The following is a 21,796-nucleotide window of genomic DNA, read 5'->3' as shown; positions in this document are numbered from 1 at the left end:
AAATATTTATTACTGGTTTTGTACAAAAAGAAAAGCTATCAAGGCATTACTTATGGTACCAATTACTTACAACCGTTTTAAAGCATCAATAATTGCATTTGGTAAATACCCAAGTGAGCAATATGACAATGTTATAGGTTCATTAAAGCTAGACAAAGAACTTGCTAAAGCATTTATGATTAAAGATCGGAATACAGACAAAGATATTTTTATTAGTGATAAGGCTATTAGGGCTTGGTTTAATCACATTAGATACTGGAATATAGTGGATAGGATCGAAGGGAAGCTTACTGAAAAAGGCAAAGATATATATAACAACGACTTTGACCGTTCTCTTGAAATTCATTTAAGAAAAGAAATAGAATCACAAGGTTATGATTTGGATGGCTTATTGCAATCAATTCATACTGGCCACTCAAATGAAAACAATCTTCCAACCCTTGATAACTGGTACCGCAAATGGGGTACAGATTATCCTAAAACTCGTTTTAAACAACTTGTTCAACTATTGATTGGTATGAACCGAATAGTTAAGCGGCAACACTTTCTTTTTTATGAGGTTCACCATGATAACGCATGATGAGTTCAAAGCCCTATCCTCTGTATTTGAAGCTGAGGACGCAAGTAAAGATGCAAATTTAGAGCATTACCTAATTGATCTAAAACAAATTAAAGATATTAATAAAGAGAATATCATTGTGATTCATGGGCCAGCAGGAATTGGCAAGTCCTCATTATTAAAACTGTTATCAAATACTAAAAAAGTAGACTCAACATGTAAAGTTGAATATCAACAACTTAATAGGCTCGTGGATACAATACAGAATTGGGGGATGAATGATCGTTGCAGAGCTGTTCAATATGCAATTGACTTTTGGATACTTACTGAAATAGCGAAGCGCTCATATAATAAGCTCACTAGTGGTGGTGATGCTGGCATACGGAAGATTGCAACTGAATTAGGTTTAGATCGAAGAGATACCATAGAACAAATTGCAACATTTGCCCTAGAAAATGTTGAACAAATGTTTTCTTTTTTTAATAAGATATTTGAAGCTGATCCTGCTATATTATCCATGAGTAATATAACTCTATCTATATTAAATAATGAAAATGCAAATCCTGTAACCAGAATTAATCAAATTACAGATAAAATGAAAGCATCTAAAATATTTTCTGGTCTTTATTTTCAAATCGATGAAATAGATGATTCAAGAGATAATTTATTAAGCGATAATGTTCGTCATAATATTCAATGCTATTTTCAAACACTTTATGATTTGACTGACTCAGGTATAATTGCTCCGTATGCAATAGCTATTAATTCTTCAGCATTTTCAATCGTACAAGGATTAGGCGCTAAGTATATGGGAAAATTAGTGGCAATAAATTGCTGGGATACAGAAAAGTTAATGCAACTTGTTAAAGAACGATTTAATTATGCGATTCAAGAATGTGGTTCAGATATCAGTTTTGAATCGTTTTTGACTTATTTCTCTCTCGATGATTCTTGCTATGCCAAGCCTTGTTGGGAGTATGAATCCAATGATTCTTTTTCGTTGGTTGGATTATTGAATAGACCTCGCTATACAGTTAATTTATGGCGTTACTTGTTACTAGAATTACAAAAAGAAAATTACGATATTCAAAATGCGTGGACAATGCATATGGAGTATGCAGCTACAAACGGTATATATCACCTCAATAGCAAGTTTAATGGTATTAGTAGTCTAATTATAGAATTGAGCAATCAGGCAGAGGATTGTATTAGCGAAACAAACTTCAATGATATCAGAGATAATTTAGCAAGAAGAACCCGTAACTCTATAAACTGGATTGCACCTCATGTTTCTCAATTAGCCAATGAATTCAAAGCTGCGGGTTTTGTAGCCATAGCAGAAAATAGGGATATTCGTATCAGAAAAAATATTTTACAGGTAGCAAGAAATTTACTACCAATTAATTGATATCTCGTTCAAATATTCAGACTGGAACCTATAATGTAGAAGTTATCGAGTTCTTCAACAATTGACACCTCACCCCCACCAAGATTATCCTACCCGCTCACTGGCAAAATCCGGTGACGAGTTTGGAACCTCGCAAATAAAACGTACGATATATCGACATCATGTCGGTATATGATCTTTTCACACCTGTTTTTTTGCGATTTTGACTATTTATTGAGCGAAATCGTTTAGAATTATGGTGGGCTGAGAGAGGCTGACTTCGGCCAGGCCGTGTCCGTACGTGCGGTTGTTCCAACCTCGATCAGTCCACCACCTCTCTGTTTGGAACCATTGCGGTGGTGATTTTTTCTTTAAATCATCGTACGGAGGCACTTATGCCTGCAACAATCGCTTACGACCCACACCTTTCACAGAAAGCCCGTGAATATCTTATTCAGATTGAAGATTATCTGCGCAAGATGAATCCTTCAGATCATGATTTTCATGAGGTGCTGCTTTACATGAATAAGTTAATCACGATTCAGGACTCAATCGGTAAGGTAGTCACTTCTGAGAAGGGCAGAATAAAGCAATAAGTTCCTTGTTCAAAACTAAGTTAATCCAGAGCCACTTAGTTTTGTGGCTCTTTTTGCAGACCCACCATTTTATGAATCCGAACACCCATGATTGACCATCCAAGCGGCTCAAATGTGAAATCAGGTATACAATTAAATGGTATCGGAACCCCAAAACCAACCCATACCAAGTGCAATCGCGATACCATATCATTCACAATCCAAACCATTCAGATATGGAATCCGGATATACAATCAAACCATATCCGAATCCTCAAACTTAACCGCATCATATGCCATCCAGATAATCCCGAATCCTGATTATTAACAATCTAAGTCGTTCAGATATGCAATCCGGATATTCAACCAAACCGTATCAGACCCCTAAATCAAGCCACATCAAATGCCATTCAGATAATCCCTGATTGCTCATCATTCACAATCCAAGCGATTTAGATTCGGTATCCGGATTCTTAATCAAACTATATCCGGAAGCCTGAGCAAGTCATTTTTAGCGCCCATGTAGGTGATTCCGCTTCTCTGTCTCAATCCTTCATACATCTCATTCAGACATGCAACAAAAGAGTGCTGCCAATCCATTTTTAAGTATGTACAGCAGAAAGCTGAAAAGGCGGAAGTTGCACTGAACTGACCATAAAGCGGTATTTTGAGATGACTTCAAGAATAGAACAATTAAGTCTTGCTATCTCAATAGGTTATATCGTGTGTTTACGGATTTGCCCGTGTGTATCACGGTGTGTATCACAACGAAAAAAGCACTAATAAATTTCTCTATTAGTGCTTTAAAATCATATAGTTATGAAAAACGGTTTAGTTCATGCCGTATTTTTTCAGTTTTTTGCGCAGAGTACCGCGGTTGATGCCCATCATGTTTGCAGCACGCGTTTGATTACCACGGGTATATTGCATGATAGTGTCCAGTAAAGGCTGCTCTACTTCAGCAAGAACTAATTCGTATAGTTCTGTTACTTCCTGTCCGTTTAACTGGGCAAGATAGTTCTTAAGTGATGCTTTAACGGAGTCACGTAAAGGCTTTTGCGTGATTTGGTCTTGTGAAGTTACAGTGGTTACAGTTAAAGCTTCTGAAGTTAGATTTTGTTCGAACATATTCGGTCTAGCTCTTCTCATTAATTTGATGATGCAACGTTATCAAAATAGCCTTCAAGCGCTTCAAGTTGCAGCGGTGCTGCTTCTATGGCATTGAAGGTCCGACGAAAACCGCTGGCCTCGTGTGTTTTCAGGTACCACCCGACGTGTTTACGTGCGATGCGGGGCCCCAGGTACTCTCCGTAAAACTGATGAAGAGACTTCACGTGACCAAGTAAAATGCTTTTAACTTCCTGTTGAGGAAGTGGCGGCATTACAGCTCCGGTTTCCAAAAAATGCTGAATTTCCTGAAAAATCCACGGACGACCCTGAGCGGGGCGGCCAATCATTAACGCGTCTGCACCGGTGTAATCCAGTACATGTTTTGCCTTCTCCGGAGTATCGATATCACCGTTAGCAATGACAGGAATCGAGATGGCAGATTTTACCGCTTTAATGCTGTCGTATTCGGCCTCACCTTTGTACATGCAGGCTTTGGTTCTGCCATGCAGTGCCAATGCCTGTATGCCGCAGTCTTCGGCTAATTTTGCTATCCGGACACAATTTCTGTTGTTTGTATCCCAACCCGTTCGGGTTTTCAAAGTGACGGGCACCTGGACTGCCTGAACGACCGAAGTTAATATTTTTTCGATCAGTTCCGGGTAGCGCAGTAATGCCGAGCCCGCTAACTTTTTGTTTACTTTCTTCGCCGGACAACCCATGTTGATATCGATAATTTGCGCACCGTTTTCAACACTGAATTGTGCAGCTTCTGCCATTAACTGCGGGTCAGAACCAGCGATCTGTACTGAGCGGAGCCCGGATTCTCCTTCATGAACCATACGCTGTTTTGACTTCGGCGTTTTCCACAGAGCAGGGTTTGATGACATCATTTCACTGATGGCCATCCCTGCGCCATAACGAAGACATAACTCTCTGAAAGGTCTGTCGGTGACACCAGCCATCGGCGCAACAATCAGATTGTTTTTTAGTTGATAATTTCCAATCTTCAAAACGTCGTTACAGTTATCTTGCAGTAAGGGCGCGCATTTTACGCATTTTTTCGCGGCGTGAAAAGACTAATATTTGAGCATTTCTCAATTGTTTTGTAAAAGTGTTTGTTTTTTCAGCCAATTAAGCGATTTACTGCGTGAGATATTATTTTTTCCGGCCAGATATTCTGCACCATTCACTCTGTTCAGCGATAGGATCCAAGTCAAAAGTGTTGCAATAATAACCAGAAACATCTTCAGCCTGTGTATCCAGCACCCCGGACATCGCTAATAGTCCTTGTGGTTTCACCAGACTTTGAATAACAGGTGACAGCTCACGCAGCGGGCCGGCGAGTATGTTTGCGACGACAACATCAGCCTGCAGATTTTCTGGTTGGTTTTGTGGCAAAAAGACTTCCAGCAGGTCTTCTACACCATTACGTTTGGCATTTTCCTGTGATGCGAGAAGGGCTTGTGGGTCGATATCAATCCCGATCACTTTGCTCGCACCCAGCTTAATTGCAGCAATGGCCAGAATGCCGGACCCACACCCGAAATCAACGACTGTTTTACCGGTTAAATCAAGCGCTTCAAGCCATTGAAGGCACAGTGCTGTTGTTGGGTGAGTCCCGGTGCCAAAAGCCAGCCCGGGATCAAGCATCACGTTCACCGCGTCCGGATCCGGGATTTCACGCCAGCTTGGGCAAATCCATAAACGCTGGCCAAACTGCATCGGGTGGAAATTATCCATCCATTCTCTTTCCCAGTCTTTATCTTCCAGCTGCTCAATTTTGTATGCAAATGATTCATCCAGCATACCGCTGGCTTTAATTTGTGCCAGAACCTGAGCCGTATCAGCTTCAGCATCATACAGTGCAAGAATATCTGTATCTCCCCAAAGGCGGGTTTCTCCGGGAAGCGGTTCAAATACCGGTGTATCCTGTGCATCCAGAAACGTGACTGACAAAGCGCCGGTTTCTTCCATCAGCATGTCGCCGATTTGCTCTGCATTTTGGTTGGTGGCATTGAGTTTGATTTGAATCCATGGCATGACACATTACTCTTGTTGAAATCAATCACGGTGAAATTCACACCGTGGCTGAAATAAAAACGGGTGGATTGAAATAAAAAACGGGTGTTGAGATGAATCGCTCTCATTGCGACGAAGTCTAACAGATCCCGGAGTGAACTGTAATCAGCCATTGGTTTGATGACGGATTACAGCATGGTAAAAAAACGGTCTGGTTACAAACGGGCATAGTGATGAACTGGCATCGTTTCGAACTGACGACATAGTTTCGAACTAACGACATAGTTACGAACTGGCATGCACGGTTCTGGCTGACGGAAGCAACAGGCTACCGGAAATAAATGCGATCAGCCCAATGGCTAATGTAGGGACGATCGCATGTATGCCGTGCAGATCGGGCTTCAGGATGGTGAGCGCGATATAGGTACTCAAACCGCAGAACATTGAAGCCAGTGCACCGGATGCAGAGGCCTTTTTCCAGTATAAGCCTAAAACCAGCGGCCAGAGAAAAACAGCTTGTAACCCGCCTAATGCCAGCAAATTCAGCCAGATGATCATATCCGGCGGATTTGTGGCTGCGATAAAGACCAGTAAGCTGAAAATAGCGGTGATCCACAACGATAGCCGGTTGAGCTTACTTTCTGTTTCCGACTCTTTCTGCGTCATGAGCTGTGGGTTGATATAGTTGATATATAAATCCTTCAGGAGTGTCGCAGAAGACTGAATTAACTGGGAGTCGATGGTCGACATAATTGCTGCCATCGGGCCGGCCAGAAAAATACCGGCAAAAAAAGGTGGCAGCACTGTCATCATCAGGGTCGGCATGATTTGATCCGGGCTGGAAAGATCCGGTACGATCGCCCGGCCCAGAGCTCCGGCCAAATGTGTGCCGAGCATCAGCAGCGCAACCATCGCGGTACTGATAACGATGCCCTGATGGAGTGAGCGGCTGTCTTTGTATGCCATACAACGAATGGCGGTATGAGGCAGCCCGATCATGCCAAAGCAGACCAGGATCCAAAAGCTCAGCATAAACGGCTGACTGAGAAAATGATTCGGCCCGTATGGCGTTATGAGCGCCGGGTCGATCTCATGCAGTTTGGTGATCAGTTCGCCCAGGCTGCCGCCCGCGTGAATGACGCCAGCCAGCAGAGCGACCGTACCAATCAGCATCATAATTCCTTGTACCGTATCAGTCAGAACCACGGCCCTGAACCCGCCAATTGTGGTATAGATTCCGACCGTAAAAGCGAATAAAAACAGGCCGTGCTGGTAGGGTAGTCCGGTGACTGTCTGTAACAGACGCGCTCCGCCGACAAACTGGACAACCATGGTGCCGAAAAATGCCAGTAACAGGGCGACTGAGGCAAGAATGACAACCGTTCTGCTCTGAAAGCGGGCGTAAAGCATATCATTGAGTGTCACGGCATTATTTCGCCGGGCTTCAATTGCGAATTTCTTGCCGAGAATCCCTAACGTTAACCACGCCACCGGGAGTTGGATCATGGCCAGTAAAACCCAGCCTAATCCCATTTTATATGCTGCACCCGGTCCGCCGATAAAACTACTGGCGCTGGCATAAGTAGCAGCTAAGGTCATCGCGAGGACGAAACCGCCCATGCTGCGTCCGCCCACAAAGTATTCGTTTAAGAATGCACCGGACTGACGGTGACGACGGGTCAGGGCCGCCATGACAAACATCGCCATTAAATAAATGACTAACGGGATAATGAGTTGGCTATTCATGGTCATCACCATCCTGAATATCGAGCGGGACATCGCGATAGAAAAATTTCACCATCAGAAAACAGAGCAATGTAAACAGTGCCGGTCCGATGATACATGAGAGCAAAAACCAGACGGGAAGACCCAAAATCAATTGGGGCAGTTGTTGATCGCCGGGAGCGGGGGCAAAACCATAAGCACTGACATACCACCAGATAAAGTAGAGGATAGAGAGTACCAGCGCCCAGCAAGCTTCTTTCTGTGACTGGTGATAGATCTCGGTCCTTTTTTGCATAACTGACTTCCTTTCCTGCTTTCGGAAGCATACTGATTCAACCCTCACTGATTCAGAGATGAATGAGTATGATTCTTTGTATAACCAAAAAAAGGCCACCGGATGGTGGCCTTATCAAGTTAGTTTTAATGTCCGGCCTATTGTAGTCCCAGCTTTTTCTCCAGATAGTGGATGTTGGCACCACCGTGCTGGAAGTTTTCATCATTCATGATTTCCTGCTGGAGCGGGATATTGGTTTTAATCCCTTCAACAATCATTTCATTCAGGGCATTTTTCATCCGGGCAATTGCGACATCGCGGTTTTCACCGTAAGTAATCAGTTTGCCGACCATGGAATCATAATGTGGTGGTACTGTGTAGCCGGAATAAATATGAGATTCCCAGCGTACGCCCATACCTCCGGGGCTATGGAACAGATCGATGGTTCCTGGTGAAGGCAGAAAACGCTCTGGGTCTTCAGCATTGATCCGGCATTCGATTGCATGGCCGCGAAGCTTAATATCATCCTGAGTAAATGAAAGTGGCTGACCGGCAGCAATGCGCAACTGTTCTTTGATCAGATCAACGCCGGTGACCATTTCTGTGACCGGGTGCTCTACCTGAATCCGGGTGTTCATTTCAATGAAATAGAACTCACCATTTTCATAAAGGAATTCAAAGGTACCGGCACCGCGGTAACCAATTTCAACACAGGCACGGGTACAGCGTTCACCGATATATTTACGCATCTCTTCGGTAATGCCCGGTGCGGGAGCTTCTTCCACGACTTTCTGGTGACGACGTTGCATCGAGCAGTCCCGTTCACCAAGATGGATTGCACCGCCTTGTCCGTCAGCAATGACCTGAACTTCAACGTGACGCGGATTTTCAAGGAATTTTTCCATGTAAACCATATCGTTATTGAAAGCAGCTTTTGCTTCTGCACGGGTCATCGCAATTGAATCAACCAGTTCCCCTTCATTACGGACAACCCGCATCCCCCGACCGCCGCCGCCGCCGGAAGCTTTGATGATGACAGGGTAGCCAATCCGTTTTGCGTGCGCTTTATTTTTGTCACTGTCGTTGTCCAGCGGGCCATCTGAGCCTGGGACACAGGGAACACCGGCTTTCTTCATGGCGTTAATCGCTGAGACTTTGTCACCCATCATCCGGATGGTCTCGGCTCTCGGGCCGACAAAAATAAATCCGGATTGTTCAACCTGTTCGGCAAAATCAGCATTCTCTGATAAGAAGCCATAACCAGGGTGAATGGCAATTGCGCCGGTCACTTCAGCGGCAGAAATAATCCGGGGAATATTCAGGTAGCTGTCAATACTGCGTGGTGGACCGATACAAATCGATTCATCAGCAAGCAGTACATGCTTTAAATCCCGGTCGGCTGTTGAGTGTACTGCGACAGTTTTGATGCCCAGTTCTTTACAGGCACGAAGAATCCGCAGCGCGATTTCTCCCCGGTTCGCAATGACGATTTTATCTAGCATAATTCGTCCCCGGTTTATTCGATGATGACGAGAGGTTGATCAAATTCGACTGGCTGACCATCTTCAAGGAGAATCGCTTTCACCGTACCGGATTTGTCTGCTTCGATTTGGTTCATCATTTTCATTGCTTCAACGATACATAATGTATCGCCGACAGAAACGCTCTGTCCGACTTCGATGAATGGTGAAGCATCCGGGCTTGGTGAACGGTAGAATGTACCAACCATTGGAGAAAGCACCTGATGGCCGCTGACAACGGGTTTTGCGTCAGCTGCTGGTGCATCCTGAACCGGTGCAGCTGCAACGGCGGCAGGTGCAGCCATTGGCGCTGGTGCTGCTGCATATTGAACAGGGATAGGTTGTGCGGGTGCAGAATTGCGGCTGATGCGCACGGATTCTTCACCTTCAGAAATCTCCAGCTCAGCGATACCTGATTCTTCTACTAACTCGATAAGCTTTTTAATTTTACGAATATCCATTGTCTTTTCTCTTTTATCTTGTGAATAAGACAGTTTCTGAACATCAGAAACTGCAGAGTGTTAGTTCGATTGCAGCTTTTTTACTGCTGCTGAAAGGGCAAATTCATAGCCCTGAGCACCCAAACCACAAATCACCCCCTGTGCTTTATCAGACAGGTAGGAGTGATGACGGAATGGTTCGCGTGCGTGAATATTGGAAAGGTGAACTTCAATAAACGGGATATCAACACCAAGCAGGGCATCACGTAAGGCGACGCTGGTGTGCGTGAAAGCAGCCGGGTTAATGATAATAAAATCAGTGTTGCCCATTGCCTGATGAATTTTGTCAATCAGCTCGTATTCCCGGTTGGATTGCAGGTGTTCAAGCGTGATACCTGCGTCGACAGCCTGCCGGTGAAGCGTTTCAACAATTTGTGCCAGTGTTTGAGCACCGTAGTGTGCTGGCTCCCGTTGGCCCAACAGATTCAGATTCGGGCCATTCAGAACAAGAATTTTAAATTTTGCTGACATCGTGCCGTTATTATCCTCAATGTTGGTGACTTTGTACATAATCCCACATTTTTGATTTTTTTACACAAAATTTTTTAGGAAAATGTTTCAAAATGATAAATCAGTAGTGATTATAGTGAATTCAGAGCAAATGGCAGCAAATTACTGGTCTAATCACTCTATTTAATGTCCGGGCAACCTGAAACACACATCTTTCGGTGACCGGGGATGTTCAATTTGTCTTTTTATCGGTTTAACTTTGGGGTGAAAGTCGCTCTTATCTGCAATTTCGCCGGTGATTAACGGATTTGGACCGCTAAACCTGAAGAAGGTTTCGGAAACTGACAAGCAACAATCAATAAAAAAAGCCACCCGGATGGGTGGCAAAGCTGAGGTTTATGTTGTGAAAACTGATTTAACCTGAGTGGACTGCGCCTGTGGTTGCATTTTCCTGAATGAGTCTGTCTACAACATTTGGATCAGCCAGCGTCGAGGTGTCACCCAGATTGTTAAAGTCGCCGGTGGCAATTTTTCTCAGAATACGTCGCATGATTTTACCGGAGCGGGTTTTGGGTAATGCATCCGTCCAGTGCAGGATATCCGGTGTAGCGATGGGGCCAATTTCCTTGCGGACCCACTCTTTAACCGCTTTATGTAATTCAGCGTCAGGGTAAATACCATCGTTGAGTGTGATATAGGCATAAATCGCCTGACCCTTGATATCATGCGGGATACCGACCACGGCAGCTTCAGCGATTTTATCGAAGGCAACCAGTGCCGATTCAATTTCTGCGGTGCCCATCCGGTGACCGGAGACATTCAGCACATCATCAACCCTTCCGGTAATCCAGTAATAATTGTCTTCATCCCGCCGGGCGCCATCGCCGGTGAAATACATGCCTTTGAAGGTGGAGAAATAGGTTTGCTCGAATCGTTCATGATCGCCGTAGACAGTGCGCATCTGGCCTGGCCATGAATCCAGAATGACAAGGTTACCTTCAGTTGCACCTTCCAGAATCTGGCCGGTATTATCTACCAGTGCAGGTTGCACGCCAAAGAAAGGCCGGGTCGCCGAGCCTGGTTTCAGCCCGGTCGCACCCGGCAGAGGGGTGATTAAAATACCGCCGGTTTCAGTCTGCCACCAGGTATCAACGACGGGGGCTTGTTCATTGCCGATAGTCCGGTAGTACCATTCCCATGCTTCAGGGTTAATGGGTTCACCAACGGAGCCCATGATTCTCAGGCTGCTTCGGCTTGTACCGGCTACTGCTTCATCACCTTTAGCCATCAGTGCCCGGATAGCTGTTGGTGCAGTATAAAGAATATTGACCTGATGTTTATCGATGACTTCAGCCATCCGGCTGGTTGACGGATAGTTAGGAACGCCTTCAAAAAGAATCGTTTTTGCCCGGTTAGAAAGCGGTCCGTAAATCAGGTAGGTATGACCGGTAATCCATCCGACATCTGCCGTACACCAGAAGACTTCACCGGGGTGATAGTCGAAAATATATTTGAAGGTCATGGTCGCATAGACCAGATATCCGCCGGTGGTATGCAGCACGCCTTTTGGTTTGCCGGTGGAACCGGAGGTATAAAGAATAAAGAGTGGGTCTTCTGCATTCATCTCTTCCGGCGGGCAGTGATCAGACACCATAGCGGTGGCTTCATGCCACCAGACATCGCGATGTGGATGCCAGTCAACGGGGCCATTCGTGCGCTGATAAACGATGACTTTCTCTATGGTTTTGACTTCCGGATTGGTGAGAGCTTCATCAACATTCTTTTTCAGCGGAACGGGTCGTCCGCCCCGGACGCCTTCATCTGCGGTAATGACAATTCTGGCGTTTGAATCAATGATTCTTCCTGCTAGTGCTTCCGGGGAAAATCCGCCAAAGACAACGGTATGAATCGCACCAATACGGGTGCAGGCCAGCATGGCAACGGCAGCTTCCGGCACCATCGGCATGTATAAGCAGACGACATCGCCTTTTCTGACACCAAGTTCTTTTAAGGCATTGGAAAATCGACAAACGGCGATATACAGCTGGGTGTAGGTGAGGCTTTTGTCATCACGTGGATCATCGCCTTCCCAGATTAATGCGATCTCATCGCCATGTTCTTTCAGATGACGATCAAGACAGTTTGCTGACACATTTAACGTGCCGTCTTCAAACCACTGGATACCGACATGTCCCGTGTCAAATGACGTGTTTTTAACCTTGGTGTAGGGCTTGATCCAGTCGACAATTTTACCGTGTTCGTTCCAGAAGGTTTCCGGATCATTCACTGATTGCTGATACATCGTCACGTAAGTATCTTCATCGACATGGGCGTGTTCTTTTATATGTTTTTTTACCGGGTAAATATGAACATCACTCATGGTTTCTTCTCCTTTTGAAAGCCGCCAGTCCGTTTATTGATTCCTGATCTGATCTGTTCTGTTCTGTTCATTATGATCAGTTTTTTTATTTGTGATCGTGTCGATGACTTATGATCATTTGCTATTGGACCAGAGTGTTTAATAACTTTTGTTCATAGGCGGTGATTCGACAATTAGACTTTAGGATAAGGTGGGTGAAAAATGTGTGGTTTTGTGACAGATGGTGATGTGAGTACGGGTAAGTCTCCATACGTTAATCTGATATAAATCAGCGCGGCTGAAATGGCATCCTGCAGGGCGTTATGCCGCTCAGGTGACGGTAAATTCAGCTGGTGGCATATGACATCCAGACTGAGATCGAAGTAGGCATTCGGGAGTTGAGTCTCGAGCTTTTGCTGATAAATCTGGCTGACTTCAATGATCTGATTTGGCAAAGGAAATCCCAAATGTTTCCGGCAGGCCAAATCCAGAATCGTTTTATCATAGCGGATATGATAGCCAATCAGAGGGCGGTTGCCGATAAACTGAATTAACTGCTTAAGTGCATCCTGTTCTGCCAGTCCGTGTGCGAGATCCTGATGGCGCATCTGGTGAATTTTGACTGAGTGTTCATCCAGTGTTCCCGGTGCCTTTAAGTGAACTTCAAAAGACTGGCTGGTTACGATCCGGTTATGTACAACCTTAACCGCAGCAATCGTGACCAGCTGCGCCAGTCTGGGGTTCAGGCTGGTTGTTTCACAATCGAGAGCAACGTATTCATGGTGTTTTGTTGTCCGGAAAAGCGGGCGGTAGTCCGAATCTTTGAGTTTACCGTACCAGTAAATCCGTCTCAGCCAGTTCATCAGCGTTAATCCCGTATCTGATAATGATAAGCCAGCCACTGTTTGAATTTTTTGACGATATGAAGGCTGTGGCGCAGCAGATCCCGCTCCGTTCGTTCAAACCCGTCCACATGAAGCAGATTGCCTGTATGGTCGTATTCGAGTTGCTGTTGCAGGCGGAACTTAAAGAATAATTTAAGGGCTTCCGTCAGATTGTCAGCCGTTTGCTGCTCCAGTACCCGTTGGCTGACCAGCTTCTGTATCCGCTCAAAGGTGTTTTTTTCGGTAATGCCGTGCTCCAGGCTCAGTGCGCGTATTCCGTGCACAATGGGAAAAATACCGCCCTGTTTGATATCCAGCCCGGATTTTGATGATTTTACATTGCCAAAGAGTGTCAGCGGTGATGAGAAGTTGAGTGCCGGACGGGTGAATCTTGCCAGAATCACTTCCTGATTTTCCATCAGGTGGGTCAGATGATCCTGAACCGGTGTCAGTAAGGCTTTATTGCCAGCCACCGCATGGGCGTCAGAGAAAATTGCTAACTGCATGATCTGTTCAGGCTTTTCCTGCATCACCCACTGAGTCAGTGCATCCCGCCATCCGGTTTGTGTACGGACCCAGAAGCTGTTATTGACCATCACTTTTCCCGGGCAGTGCGGATAACCGAGGTGAACCAGTGTCCGGCTCAGTGTTTCCATCACTGCCTCACATTCATCCCACTGAATGTCATCTTCCAGAATCAGTGCATTGTCCTGATCGGTCTTCAGTATCTGTTCGCTCCGTCCCTCAGAGCCAAGTACCAGCAGACAACAGTGCTGATGCATTGCAGGTGGCACAACCAGCTGAAAAGCTTTCTCGATGATCTGTTCATTGACGGTGGCGATCAGTGCCATGATAAAGCGTGTCCGGATGCCCTGAGCAACGAGGTTTTTGATGAGCTTATGCTGCTGATGTGAGGCAATTCTGAGTTCCTCTATACTGTCGGCACGATCAATACTCAGGGTCAGGACATGTGAATGCGTCGAAAAAATACTCATCACCTGAATCATATCGAGAATACCGACAGCTTCTTCTCCCTGACAGATCACTATGCGTTTGATTTTGTGGCGAATCATTTGCAGCATGGCATTAAACAGAAAATCGCCATCGTGAATTGAATGGACCGGAAATGTCGCAACCGCAGCAGCCGGTGTTGAGAGGGAACAACCGTTGATTGTCAGTGCGTGGAGCAGGTTCGTCCGGGTGATGATGGCATACGGTGGTGCATCCGGAGATTGACTGAGGCGCGGATCATGGGCTGTGAGTCTGACCAATGCTGCATCGTAATGATGTTGCTCCAAACAGAACGTTGCATCCTGAATGCTCTGTTCCGGAGCAAGGATCACCGGGGGCTGATAGATTGTGCTGTCGACACGGGTCAGAATAAATTCCGCCAGATTCTGCTGCTTTTTTGCCGTTTCAATTAAGGATTGCCGGGTGGCAAGATTGTTATCAAAATAAGCCGCAAATGTCCCGTTTTGCTGATACAAAGTCAGAAAAACGGATTTTGGCAGCAGATAGGTGAGTGTGTCCTCCAGTGCTGTATAGTGATGTTTGGTTGTGCCGTTCAGGATGGCGCGTACATCAAAAATATCGTCATGGGTATAATGTGCATAAACTTCCTGCCCATCGGCAGAACGTTCTTCAACCATGCCTTTCATGAGGATGAAGAGAAATTCACCTGGCTGATGGCTGCGTAACACCTCATCTCCGGCCCGGTAGTACGCAATATCCAGGGCGGCCAGTAACGATTGTTGTTGTGCTGAAGTCAGCCGGTTGAAAGGCGGAGACCGAAGGTTAAATTTATCTGACATCACCACCTCTTGTTTTGTTTTTGTTAAGTGTGGCCGAAATATGAGCGGTCTCCAGACGACTTTGGTCTAATACACCCGGAAAACATGAGGCAAATATTTTTAGTGAACTTTGCTTATGAGGTGAGTTTTGATGAAAAAATAAACACCTTTAAACAGGGAAACGATGAGTTGAATAAAGTTCACTTTTTCTTCCTGATGACAGCCCGCATAATAGGCCTGATTCGCCGGAGCTGTGGTTTTCCGGTGCTCAGTGAATAAACAGGAATCATATGATTAAAACATCCCCGTATGGCTGGATATCGCAGTACTTTTTCAGTTTCTTCTTCGTCTATGGCGCTTATCTGCCATTTTGGGCTGTCTGGCTTCAGAGTGAAGGCATTTCTTCGACCGACAGTGGTATCATTCTGGGATTGGCTTTTGCTACCCGCTGTGTTTCTAATCTTGTCTTAACGCCGCGGATTCAGCGGGTGGAACAGTATATTCCTGTTTTGCGCTGGTGCAGTGTGTTATGTGCGGTGCTCATTGCGCTTCATGGGGTGACTGAGGGTGATTTTGTCTGGATTGCTGTCGCAACTGTTGCCCTGAATCTGTTTTTTGGGCCGATTATCCCTGTCTCTGACGCATTAGCAAATCATTACACCACATTAAACATGCTGGATTACGGCAGAACCCGCTTATGGGGATCGGTGGCATTTATCGTCGGTTCATCGATTGTGGGTTGGGTCGTGACACATTGGGGTGAAAACTGGATCCTTTACTGTGCATTAATCGGCATGCTGGTGACGATTTTGCTGAGCCTGCGTTTGCCCGGGCCGCCTCCGGTGACTCAGCATCAGCCCAAACCGGGAAGTCGTGTCCGGCTGGCCGGAATACTCAAAGAGTGGCCGGTGATTAAGTTCCTGTTTCTGATCGCCTGTATTCAGGGAAGTCACGCGGCTTATTACAGTTTTAGTTCGGTTTACTGGAAATCGGTGGGTTATTCAGAAAGTGTCGTTGGCTACCTGTGGAGTCTCGGGGTGATTGCTGAGATTTGTGTGTTTGCATTCAGTCAACGCTTCTTCAAATCCTGGTCTGTTCATGCCATGTTCTTACTTTCTGCTGTCGCTGTGATAATCCGCTGGGGGTTAATGGCCATGACATATCAGATTGCTGTGTTGGTGGTGATTCAGCTATTCCACAGTCTGACATTTGCGGTTGCTCATCTGGCAGCTATCCGCTACATCCAGCAATCAGGTAGTGCTGACCGGATGATTGCACTGCAGGCTCTTTATAACGCGATTCCTCTGGGAGCAGTGATTGCAGTGATGACCACAATGAGCGGCTGGGGCTATGAACGCTGGGGAAGTTATGTGTTCCTTGGTATGGCGGTCATGGGGGTGATTGCACTCTTTGTGCGGGTCGAATATCCGGAGCGCACCACAACAGAAATCACACCTGAGGCACAAAAATCATCCGGCTGAATTGTGTTCTCTGAAAATCCTTAGTTTAATGAATTCATTCAGTTTTATATCTGAAGTGTTTGTTCCCCAACCATCTGAGTGATGCATCTTCAGATGGCAGGGATCTCGGTATAAGCGTATCCGGCTTTCATTCGACAAAAGGACAAGGCATGCCATCATGGATTGTAGCGCCGGTTTTATTTGTTTACCTCGGTCTGCTGTTTTTTATTGCCTGGTCAGGAGATAAAAGACCGCAATGGCTTTCTGGTTACCGGCCACTTATTTATAGCTTGTCCATTGCGGTTTATTGTACGTCCTGGACCTTTTATGGCACGGTTGGACAGGCCACTCTCCAGCCCTGGTCATTTCTTCCTGTCTACCTTTCTCCGGCACTGGTATTTATTTTTGGCTGGCGGATTATGGCCCGGTTAATGGTCATCGCCAAACGGGAACATATCACATCAATTGCGGATTTTATCGCGGCCCGTTATGGTAAGTCTCAGGGGCTGGCTGTGGTTGTCACCGTGATTGCTGTCACCGGTATCCTGCCTTATATCGCACTGCAATTGCGCGGTGTCACTATGGGTTTTTATATCCTGACCGGTGAGACGGTGGAGCAAACCGGTGCCGGCAGCAATGATGTATCACTGTTTATTGTGCTGGTACTGGCTGTGTTTACCATGTTATTTGGCACCCGGCATATTGATACCACAGAACATCATCGTGGCATTATGATGGCTATTGCGTTTGAATCTGTCGTCAAACTGGTTGCGTTTTTGTTTGTCGGTCTTTTTATCTTTTACATCGGTTGGTCTTCGGATTCGGTTGACCTGATGGCAGAAGCCCGGGGAGCGATGACTGCTCCTGACTGGCCCGGATTGCTGATTCATTTGATTTTAACCATGTTGGCGGTGCTCTGTTTACCCCGGTTGTTCCACACGATGGTGGTCGAAAATGAGCACCCGGGAGATTTGCATACCGCCCGCTGGGTCTTCCCGCTTTATTTACTGTTAATGGGGTTGTTTGTTCTGCCTGTTTCCTGGGTAGGAAAGTCGATGCTGGATGTCAGTCTGGCCGATACTTACGTGATTCATGTGCCCAAGATGATTGGGGCAGACTTTGTTGCCCTGATTGCATTTTTGGGGGGCACCTCGGCAGCGACAGGCATGGTGATTGTCTCCACGATTGCATTGACCATCATGGTTTCTAATGATTTGGTTGTGCCTCTGTTGCTGCGACGGTTTAAATTTATGCAGCGGGGACAACAATATTTCTCCCGGATTCTGCTGATCGTTCGCCGGGGAATCATTTGTCTGTTGCTGGCCGGAGCATGGTTTTTTTATCATGTACTGGATGCTGTGCCGTCACTCTCAGCGATTGGGTTTCTCTCTTTTGCTGCTGTTGCACAGTTTGCACCGGCTTTAATTGGTGGTCTTTTCTGGCGGGAAGGGAACAAGAAGGGCGTTTATGCCGGGTTGATAACCGGGTTTATCATATGGGGTGTGACATTGATGTCACAGACGAATCTGTTAGCCGGAGATCAACAAACCAATCCATTACTCTGGCTTATCTCTCCACCTTGGTTTATCTCTGATCTGGGTATCAGCTTGTCTGACTGGGGGATGATTCTCAGTGTCATTGTGAATGCACTTTGCTATGTGGGTGTGTCAAAAATGACACGTCTGTCTATTGGTGAGCGCTTACAATCAGCTTCTTTCGTGGGCAGCCCTTTTCCTGAAAGCGATAATATGACGCTTTATCACAGCCGGGTGACTGTCACTGAACTGGAAATGCTGGTCGCCCGTTTTGTTGGCCGGAGCCGGATGGAAACGGCTTTTTCACAGTTCTGGGAAAGATATTCCGGACTGAGAATACCTCAGCAGCAGGCGCCTTCATCTTTAATCCGGCATGCAGAAAGAGTATTAGCCGGGATTTTTGGGGCTTCTTCGGCCAGGCTTGTGCTGTCATCTGCGTTGCAGGGCCGCAATATGCAGCTGGAAGAAGTTGCAACTATCGTTGATGAAGCCTCTGAATTATATGATTTTAGCCGGGGCTTGCTGCAAGGTGCAATCGAACATATCGGGCAGGGGCTTTCCGTCATTGATAAGCAGCTTCGTCTGGTCGCCTGGAATCAGCGCTATCTGGAACTGTTTGATTTTCCTCAGGGGCTGATTCAGGTCGGACGGCCTGTTGCGGATGTCATCCGTCATAATGCAGAACAGGGATTGTGTGGACCGGGAGATATTGAAGCCCATGTTCAAAAGAGATTACGCCACCTTGAAGCCGGAACCAGTCATACCTCTTCCCGGATGCGGCCTGATGGCCGGGTCATTGAAGTACAGGGTAATGCGATGCCTGGTGGTGGTTTTGTGATGCTTTTTTCTGATATTACAGTTTTTCGCGATGCCGAGGATGCTCTCAAACAAACGAATGAGTTTCTCGAAGAACGGGTTCACAGGCGAACCAGAGAGCTTGAAAAGCTTAACCGTCAGCTGGTGCAGGAAACGCAGCGCGCTGAACGGGAATCACAGTCCAAGTCCCGTTTTCTGGCGGCAGTCAGTCATGATCTCATGCAGCCTCTGAATGCTGCCCGGCTGTTTGCATCATCACTGTCAGAGCTGACTCAAGAGGAAGAGACGCAACATTTGTCAATGCACATTGAAAGTGCCCTTGGTGCGGCTGAAGAGTTGATTGGTGATTTACTGGATATTTCACGGCTGGAGTCAGGGAAGCTGGATACCAATATCCATGCTTTTGCCGTCCATGATGTACTGAGCCATCTGGATGCTGAGTTTCATGTACTTGCCCGTCAGCAGGGCATTGATTTTTCGATGGTGCCTTCTTCGGTATATGTCCGGTCAGATCCGAAACTTTTACGCCGTGTCATTCAGAACTTTCTGACCAATGCATTTCGCTATACGACCAACGGGAAAGTGATATTAGGCGTCAGACATGACGGCAATCAAATCCGGATTGAAGTCTGGGATAACGGCATTGGTATCCCGGAAGATAAACAGCAGGATATTTTTGAAGAATTTAACCGGGGTGGCCGGGTTCAGTCTGATCAGGGCGTTGGACTGGGGCTGGCGATCTCCAGAGGTATTGCTCAGGTACTTGGCCACAGAATAGATATGCGTTCATGGCCGGGGCAGGGTAGTGTGTTCTATCTGAAATTGCGCAGAGCCAAAGCATCGGATGTGAAGAAGAAGCCCGCAGAGCAAAAGGTATCCACAGATGGCGGATTAGCTGGAATCAAAGTGCTTTGTATTGATAATGAATCGGATATTCTGGAAGGAATGACCGCATTGTTGTCTCGTTGGGGTGTCGATATCAGAACGGCAAAAGATTTAGTTTCCGGATTAAGAAAAATTGATGAGCGCTGGCATCCGGATGTCATTCTCTCTGATTACCGGCTGGATCATGGTCGGACAGGACTTGAAGTATTACAGCAATGCCGGCTCCGGCTCGGTGATCGGTTTGAAGGGATTATCATCAGTGCAGACCGGACAGAGGATATGCTGGATGTGATTGAATCACATGGATTCCGGTTCATGCCGAAACCGGTCAAGCCAATTAAACTAAGAGCCATGTTGAACCGGGTAAAGAATGAGAAGAAAGGCCCGGAAGAAGGATTATCTCAGACGTGAGGCCGGAGAGTGCGCTGAAACCGGGACTTTTTCCTGCTATTTTTCGGTGAGTACCAGTGGCCACCCCATATCGGTTTGCCGGTTACTCTCTGTTTCCAGCTCAGCTTTGGTGAGTGGGTTGTTGTCCAGCCATTGCAGATCAATACTGAGTGTCAGTTTTTCTTTGTCTGCCGTGACGACAAATTCCGGAACCAGCTGTTGATCCCGGCGGTGACTGAGCAATACTGCCAGTCTCAGTAACCTCAGCAGCCTTTTACCACTGGTGCTGGACAATGCATGTTGTTCCGGTAACGATGTTAACGTATCCCGGTAGCGCCGGGTTAACTCACCCAGAAAATAACGCTGGGCCCGGGTAAATCCCGGCAGATCTGAATGTTGAATGAGATAGGCGTTATGCTGACCACCTGTTTTGAAATCAATCGACAGACCGATTTCATGTAATTGAGCCGCAGTTCTGAGCAGCATTTCAGACTGTGGCTCAGGAATCCATGCTGACCCGCCGCACTGCTGAAACAATTGGCTGGCAAGGTTTGCCACCTGCCCGGCATAGATGTCGTCGATCTGATAACGGCTTTGCATACTTTTGATTGTACGCTCACGGATATTATCCTGCCGGAGTTCGGTGATCATTTCGTAGACCAGTCCTTCCCGCAGTGCGCCTCCAGCCAGTGTCATGGCGCTGATATTCAGCAATTCAAAGATCGCTATCAGAATCGACAGGCCACTTGGAAAAACCAGCGCTCTTTCCAGTGTTAAGCCTTCAATTTCCAGTTCTTCCAGATGATCTGCCAACATCGCCTGATTTTGCAGACGTTTCAGTTTTGCCAGTGTAATCACTTCATCCATGCCCTGAGCGAGCATGATTTCCTGAAGTGCCTGTACAGTACCACTTGCGCCAACACAGACATCCCAGCCTAATTTCTGATATTGCTGTAAAACCGGCCGGATAACTTGTTTGGCATCTTCTATCGCCTGAATAAAGTTTGACTCAGTGAGTTGCCTGTTGCGGAAATGTTTTTCAAGCCAGGTGACACATCCCATTTTCAGGCTGGTTAATGCATTTGCTTCGAAGCCTTCACCGATGATTAACTCGGTGCTTGCGCCACCAATATCGACAACCAGCCGGCGCCCTGAACCACCTGATGTATGGGCAACACCTTTATAAATCGTCGCGGCTTCATCGGTGCCGGGAATGACTTCAAGCGGATAACCTAAGATTTGATTGGCTTTCCGGATGAATACATCTGCATTAGTTGCTGTTCTTAATGTTGCGGTCCCAACAATCCGGATATTCTCCCCTGGAATATCCTGAAGCCGTTCAGCAAAAAGACGCAGGCAATCCCAGCCGCGTTGCATGGCTTCTTCACTCAACGTATTTTGCTCATCCAAACCAGCTGCAAGTCTGACTTTACGCTTGATTTTTGCCATTGTTTGTACACTGCCATTGACATGGCGGACAATGAGCATGTGGAAGCTATTGGAACCTAAATCAATAGCTGCATATAGTGGTGAAGGTACGACCTGGCTCATAAAAAGA

Annotated in this window: 18 protein-coding genes; 6 read left to right on the top strand and 12 right to left on the bottom strand. The window is 46.4% G+C overall.

Features of this window, described 5'->3' with window-relative positions; translation table 11 throughout:
• Positions 1-52 precede the first annotated feature (52 nt).
• The 3 genes from OCV29_RS16220 (at position 53) to OCV29_RS16210 (ending at position 2,542) form a co-directional block, all read left to right on the top strand.
• Positions 53-580 carry a hypothetical protein gene (locus OCV29_RS16220; RefSeq protein WP_073603638.1) on the top strand — a complete coding sequence of 176 codons (528 nt, stop codon included), beginning with the start codon at positions 53-55 and terminating at the stop codon, positions 578-580.
• Complete coding sequence (locus tag OCV29_RS16215; RefSeq protein ID WP_073603639.1) at positions 567-1,967, top strand: P-loop ATPase, Sll1717 family; 1,401 nt, start codon at positions 567-569, stop codon at positions 1,965-1,967. Before OCV29_RS16220 ends, OCV29_RS16215 begins: the two co-directional genes overlap by 14 nt.
• A gap of 374 nt (positions 1,968-2,341) precedes the next feature.
• Complete coding sequence (locus OCV29_RS16210) at positions 2,342-2,542, top strand: hypothetical protein (protein ID WP_073603640.1); 201 nt, start codon at positions 2,342-2,344, stop codon at positions 2,540-2,542.
• Positions 2,543-3,352: 810 nt separating this feature from the next.
• On the opposite strand, the gene fis is transcribed toward OCV29_RS16210, so the two are convergent.
• From fis to OCV29_RS16155, 11 genes are all read right to left on the bottom strand, one after another.
• Positions 3,353-3,649 (bottom strand): DNA-binding transcriptional regulator Fis, encoded by a 297-nt coding sequence (gene fis / locus OCV29_RS16205; protein ID WP_073585509.1) that lies wholly within the window; start codon positions 3,647-3,649, stop codon positions 3,353-3,355.
• Between the two features lie 20 nt (positions 3,650-3,669).
• Positions 3,670-4,641, bottom strand: a complete 972-nt coding sequence (dusB, locus tag OCV29_RS16200; RefSeq protein ID WP_073603641.1) for a tRNA dihydrouridine synthase DusB — start codon at positions 4,639-4,641, stop codon at positions 3,670-3,672.
• 145 nt (positions 4,642-4,786) lie between these two features.
• Positions 4,787-5,671 (bottom strand): 50S ribosomal protein L11 methyltransferase, encoded by an 885-nt coding sequence (prmA, locus tag OCV29_RS16195; protein ID WP_073603642.1) that lies wholly within the window; start codon positions 5,669-5,671, stop codon positions 4,787-4,789.
• 264 nt (positions 5,672-5,935) lie between these two features.
• Positions 5,936-7,396: a sodium/pantothenate symporter gene (panF, locus tag OCV29_RS16190; protein WP_073603685.1), complete on the bottom strand. Its 1,461-nt coding sequence runs from the start codon at positions 7,394-7,396 to the stop codon at positions 5,936-5,938.
• Positions 7,389-7,670 (bottom strand): YhdT family protein, encoded by a 282-nt coding sequence (locus OCV29_RS16185; RefSeq protein ID WP_073603643.1) that lies wholly within the window; start codon positions 7,668-7,670, stop codon positions 7,389-7,391. The genes panF and OCV29_RS16185 overlap by 8 nt, the downstream gene beginning before the upstream one ends.
• A 137-nt stretch (positions 7,671-7,807) precedes the next feature.
• Positions 7,808-9,151, bottom strand: coding sequence for an acetyl-CoA carboxylase biotin carboxylase subunit (accC, locus tag OCV29_RS16180; RefSeq protein ID WP_073603644.1), 1,344 nt, complete (start codon positions 9,149-9,151; stop codon positions 7,808-7,810).
• Between the two features lie 14 nt (positions 9,152-9,165).
• Positions 9,166-9,630, bottom strand: coding sequence for an acetyl-CoA carboxylase biotin carboxyl carrier protein (gene accB / locus OCV29_RS16175; RefSeq protein ID WP_073603645.1), 465 nt, complete (start codon positions 9,628-9,630; stop codon positions 9,166-9,168).
• A 60-nt stretch (positions 9,631-9,690) separates the two neighbouring features.
• Positions 9,691-10,140 (bottom strand): type II 3-dehydroquinate dehydratase, encoded by a 450-nt coding sequence (aroQ, locus tag OCV29_RS16170; RefSeq protein ID WP_073603686.1) that lies wholly within the window; start codon positions 10,138-10,140, stop codon positions 9,691-9,693.
• Positions 10,141-10,534: 394 nt separating this feature from the next.
• Entirely contained in the window at positions 10,535-12,499 is a 1,965-nt protein-coding gene (acs, locus tag OCV29_RS16165; protein ID WP_073603646.1) for an acetate--CoA ligase, read from the bottom strand.
• A gap of 173 nt (positions 12,500-12,672) precedes the next feature.
• Positions 12,673-13,341: a 3'-5' exonuclease gene (locus OCV29_RS16160; protein ID WP_073603647.1), complete on the bottom strand. Its 669-nt coding sequence runs from the start codon at positions 13,339-13,341 to the stop codon at positions 12,673-12,675.
• Between the two features lie 5 nt (positions 13,342-13,346).
• Positions 13,347-15,173, bottom strand: coding sequence for a DUF294 nucleotidyltransferase-like domain-containing protein (locus tag OCV29_RS16155; RefSeq protein WP_073603648.1), 1,827 nt, complete (start codon positions 15,171-15,173; stop codon positions 13,347-13,349).
• 84 nt (positions 15,174-15,257) lie between these two features.
• Between OCV29_RS16155 and OCV29_RS16150 the strand changes: the two genes are divergently transcribed.
• The 3 genes from OCV29_RS16150 (at position 15,258) to OCV29_RS16140 (ending at position 20,259) form a co-directional block, all read left to right on the top strand.
• On the top strand, positions 15,258-15,431 hold the full coding sequence (locus tag OCV29_RS16150) for a hypothetical protein (protein ID WP_175561536.1): 174 nt from the start codon (positions 15,258-15,260) through the stop codon (positions 15,429-15,431).
• A gap of 11 nt (positions 15,432-15,442) precedes the next feature.
• On the top strand, positions 15,443-16,633 hold the full coding sequence (locus OCV29_RS16145; protein WP_073603649.1) for a 3-phenylpropionate MFS transporter: 1,191 nt from the start codon (positions 15,443-15,445) through the stop codon (positions 16,631-16,633).
• 149 nt (positions 16,634-16,782) lie between these two features.
• The gene (locus OCV29_RS16140) at positions 16,783-20,259 is read left to right on the top strand and encodes a hybrid sensor histidine kinase/response regulator (protein ID WP_073603650.1); all 3,477 of its coding nucleotides are present in this window, start codon (positions 16,783-16,785) and stop codon (positions 20,257-20,259) included.
• Between the two features lie 36 nt (positions 20,260-20,295).
• On the opposite strand, the gene gppA is transcribed toward OCV29_RS16140, so the two are convergent.
• The gene (gene gppA / locus OCV29_RS16135) at positions 20,296-21,789 is read right to left on the bottom strand and encodes a guanosine-5'-triphosphate,3'-diphosphate diphosphatase (RefSeq protein WP_073603651.1); all 1,494 of its coding nucleotides are present in this window, start codon (positions 21,787-21,789) and stop codon (positions 20,296-20,298) included.
• Positions 21,790-21,796: the final 7 nt, after the last annotated feature.

The sequence above is a fragment of the Vibrio aerogenes genome (genome assembly GCF_024346755.1).
GTDB classification, from domain to species: domain Bacteria; phylum Pseudomonadota; class Gammaproteobacteria; order Enterobacterales; family Vibrionaceae; genus Vibrio; species Vibrio aerogenes.
Note: the sequence above shows the minus strand (reverse complement) of the source record. Positions and strands in the feature narration are given on the sequence as shown.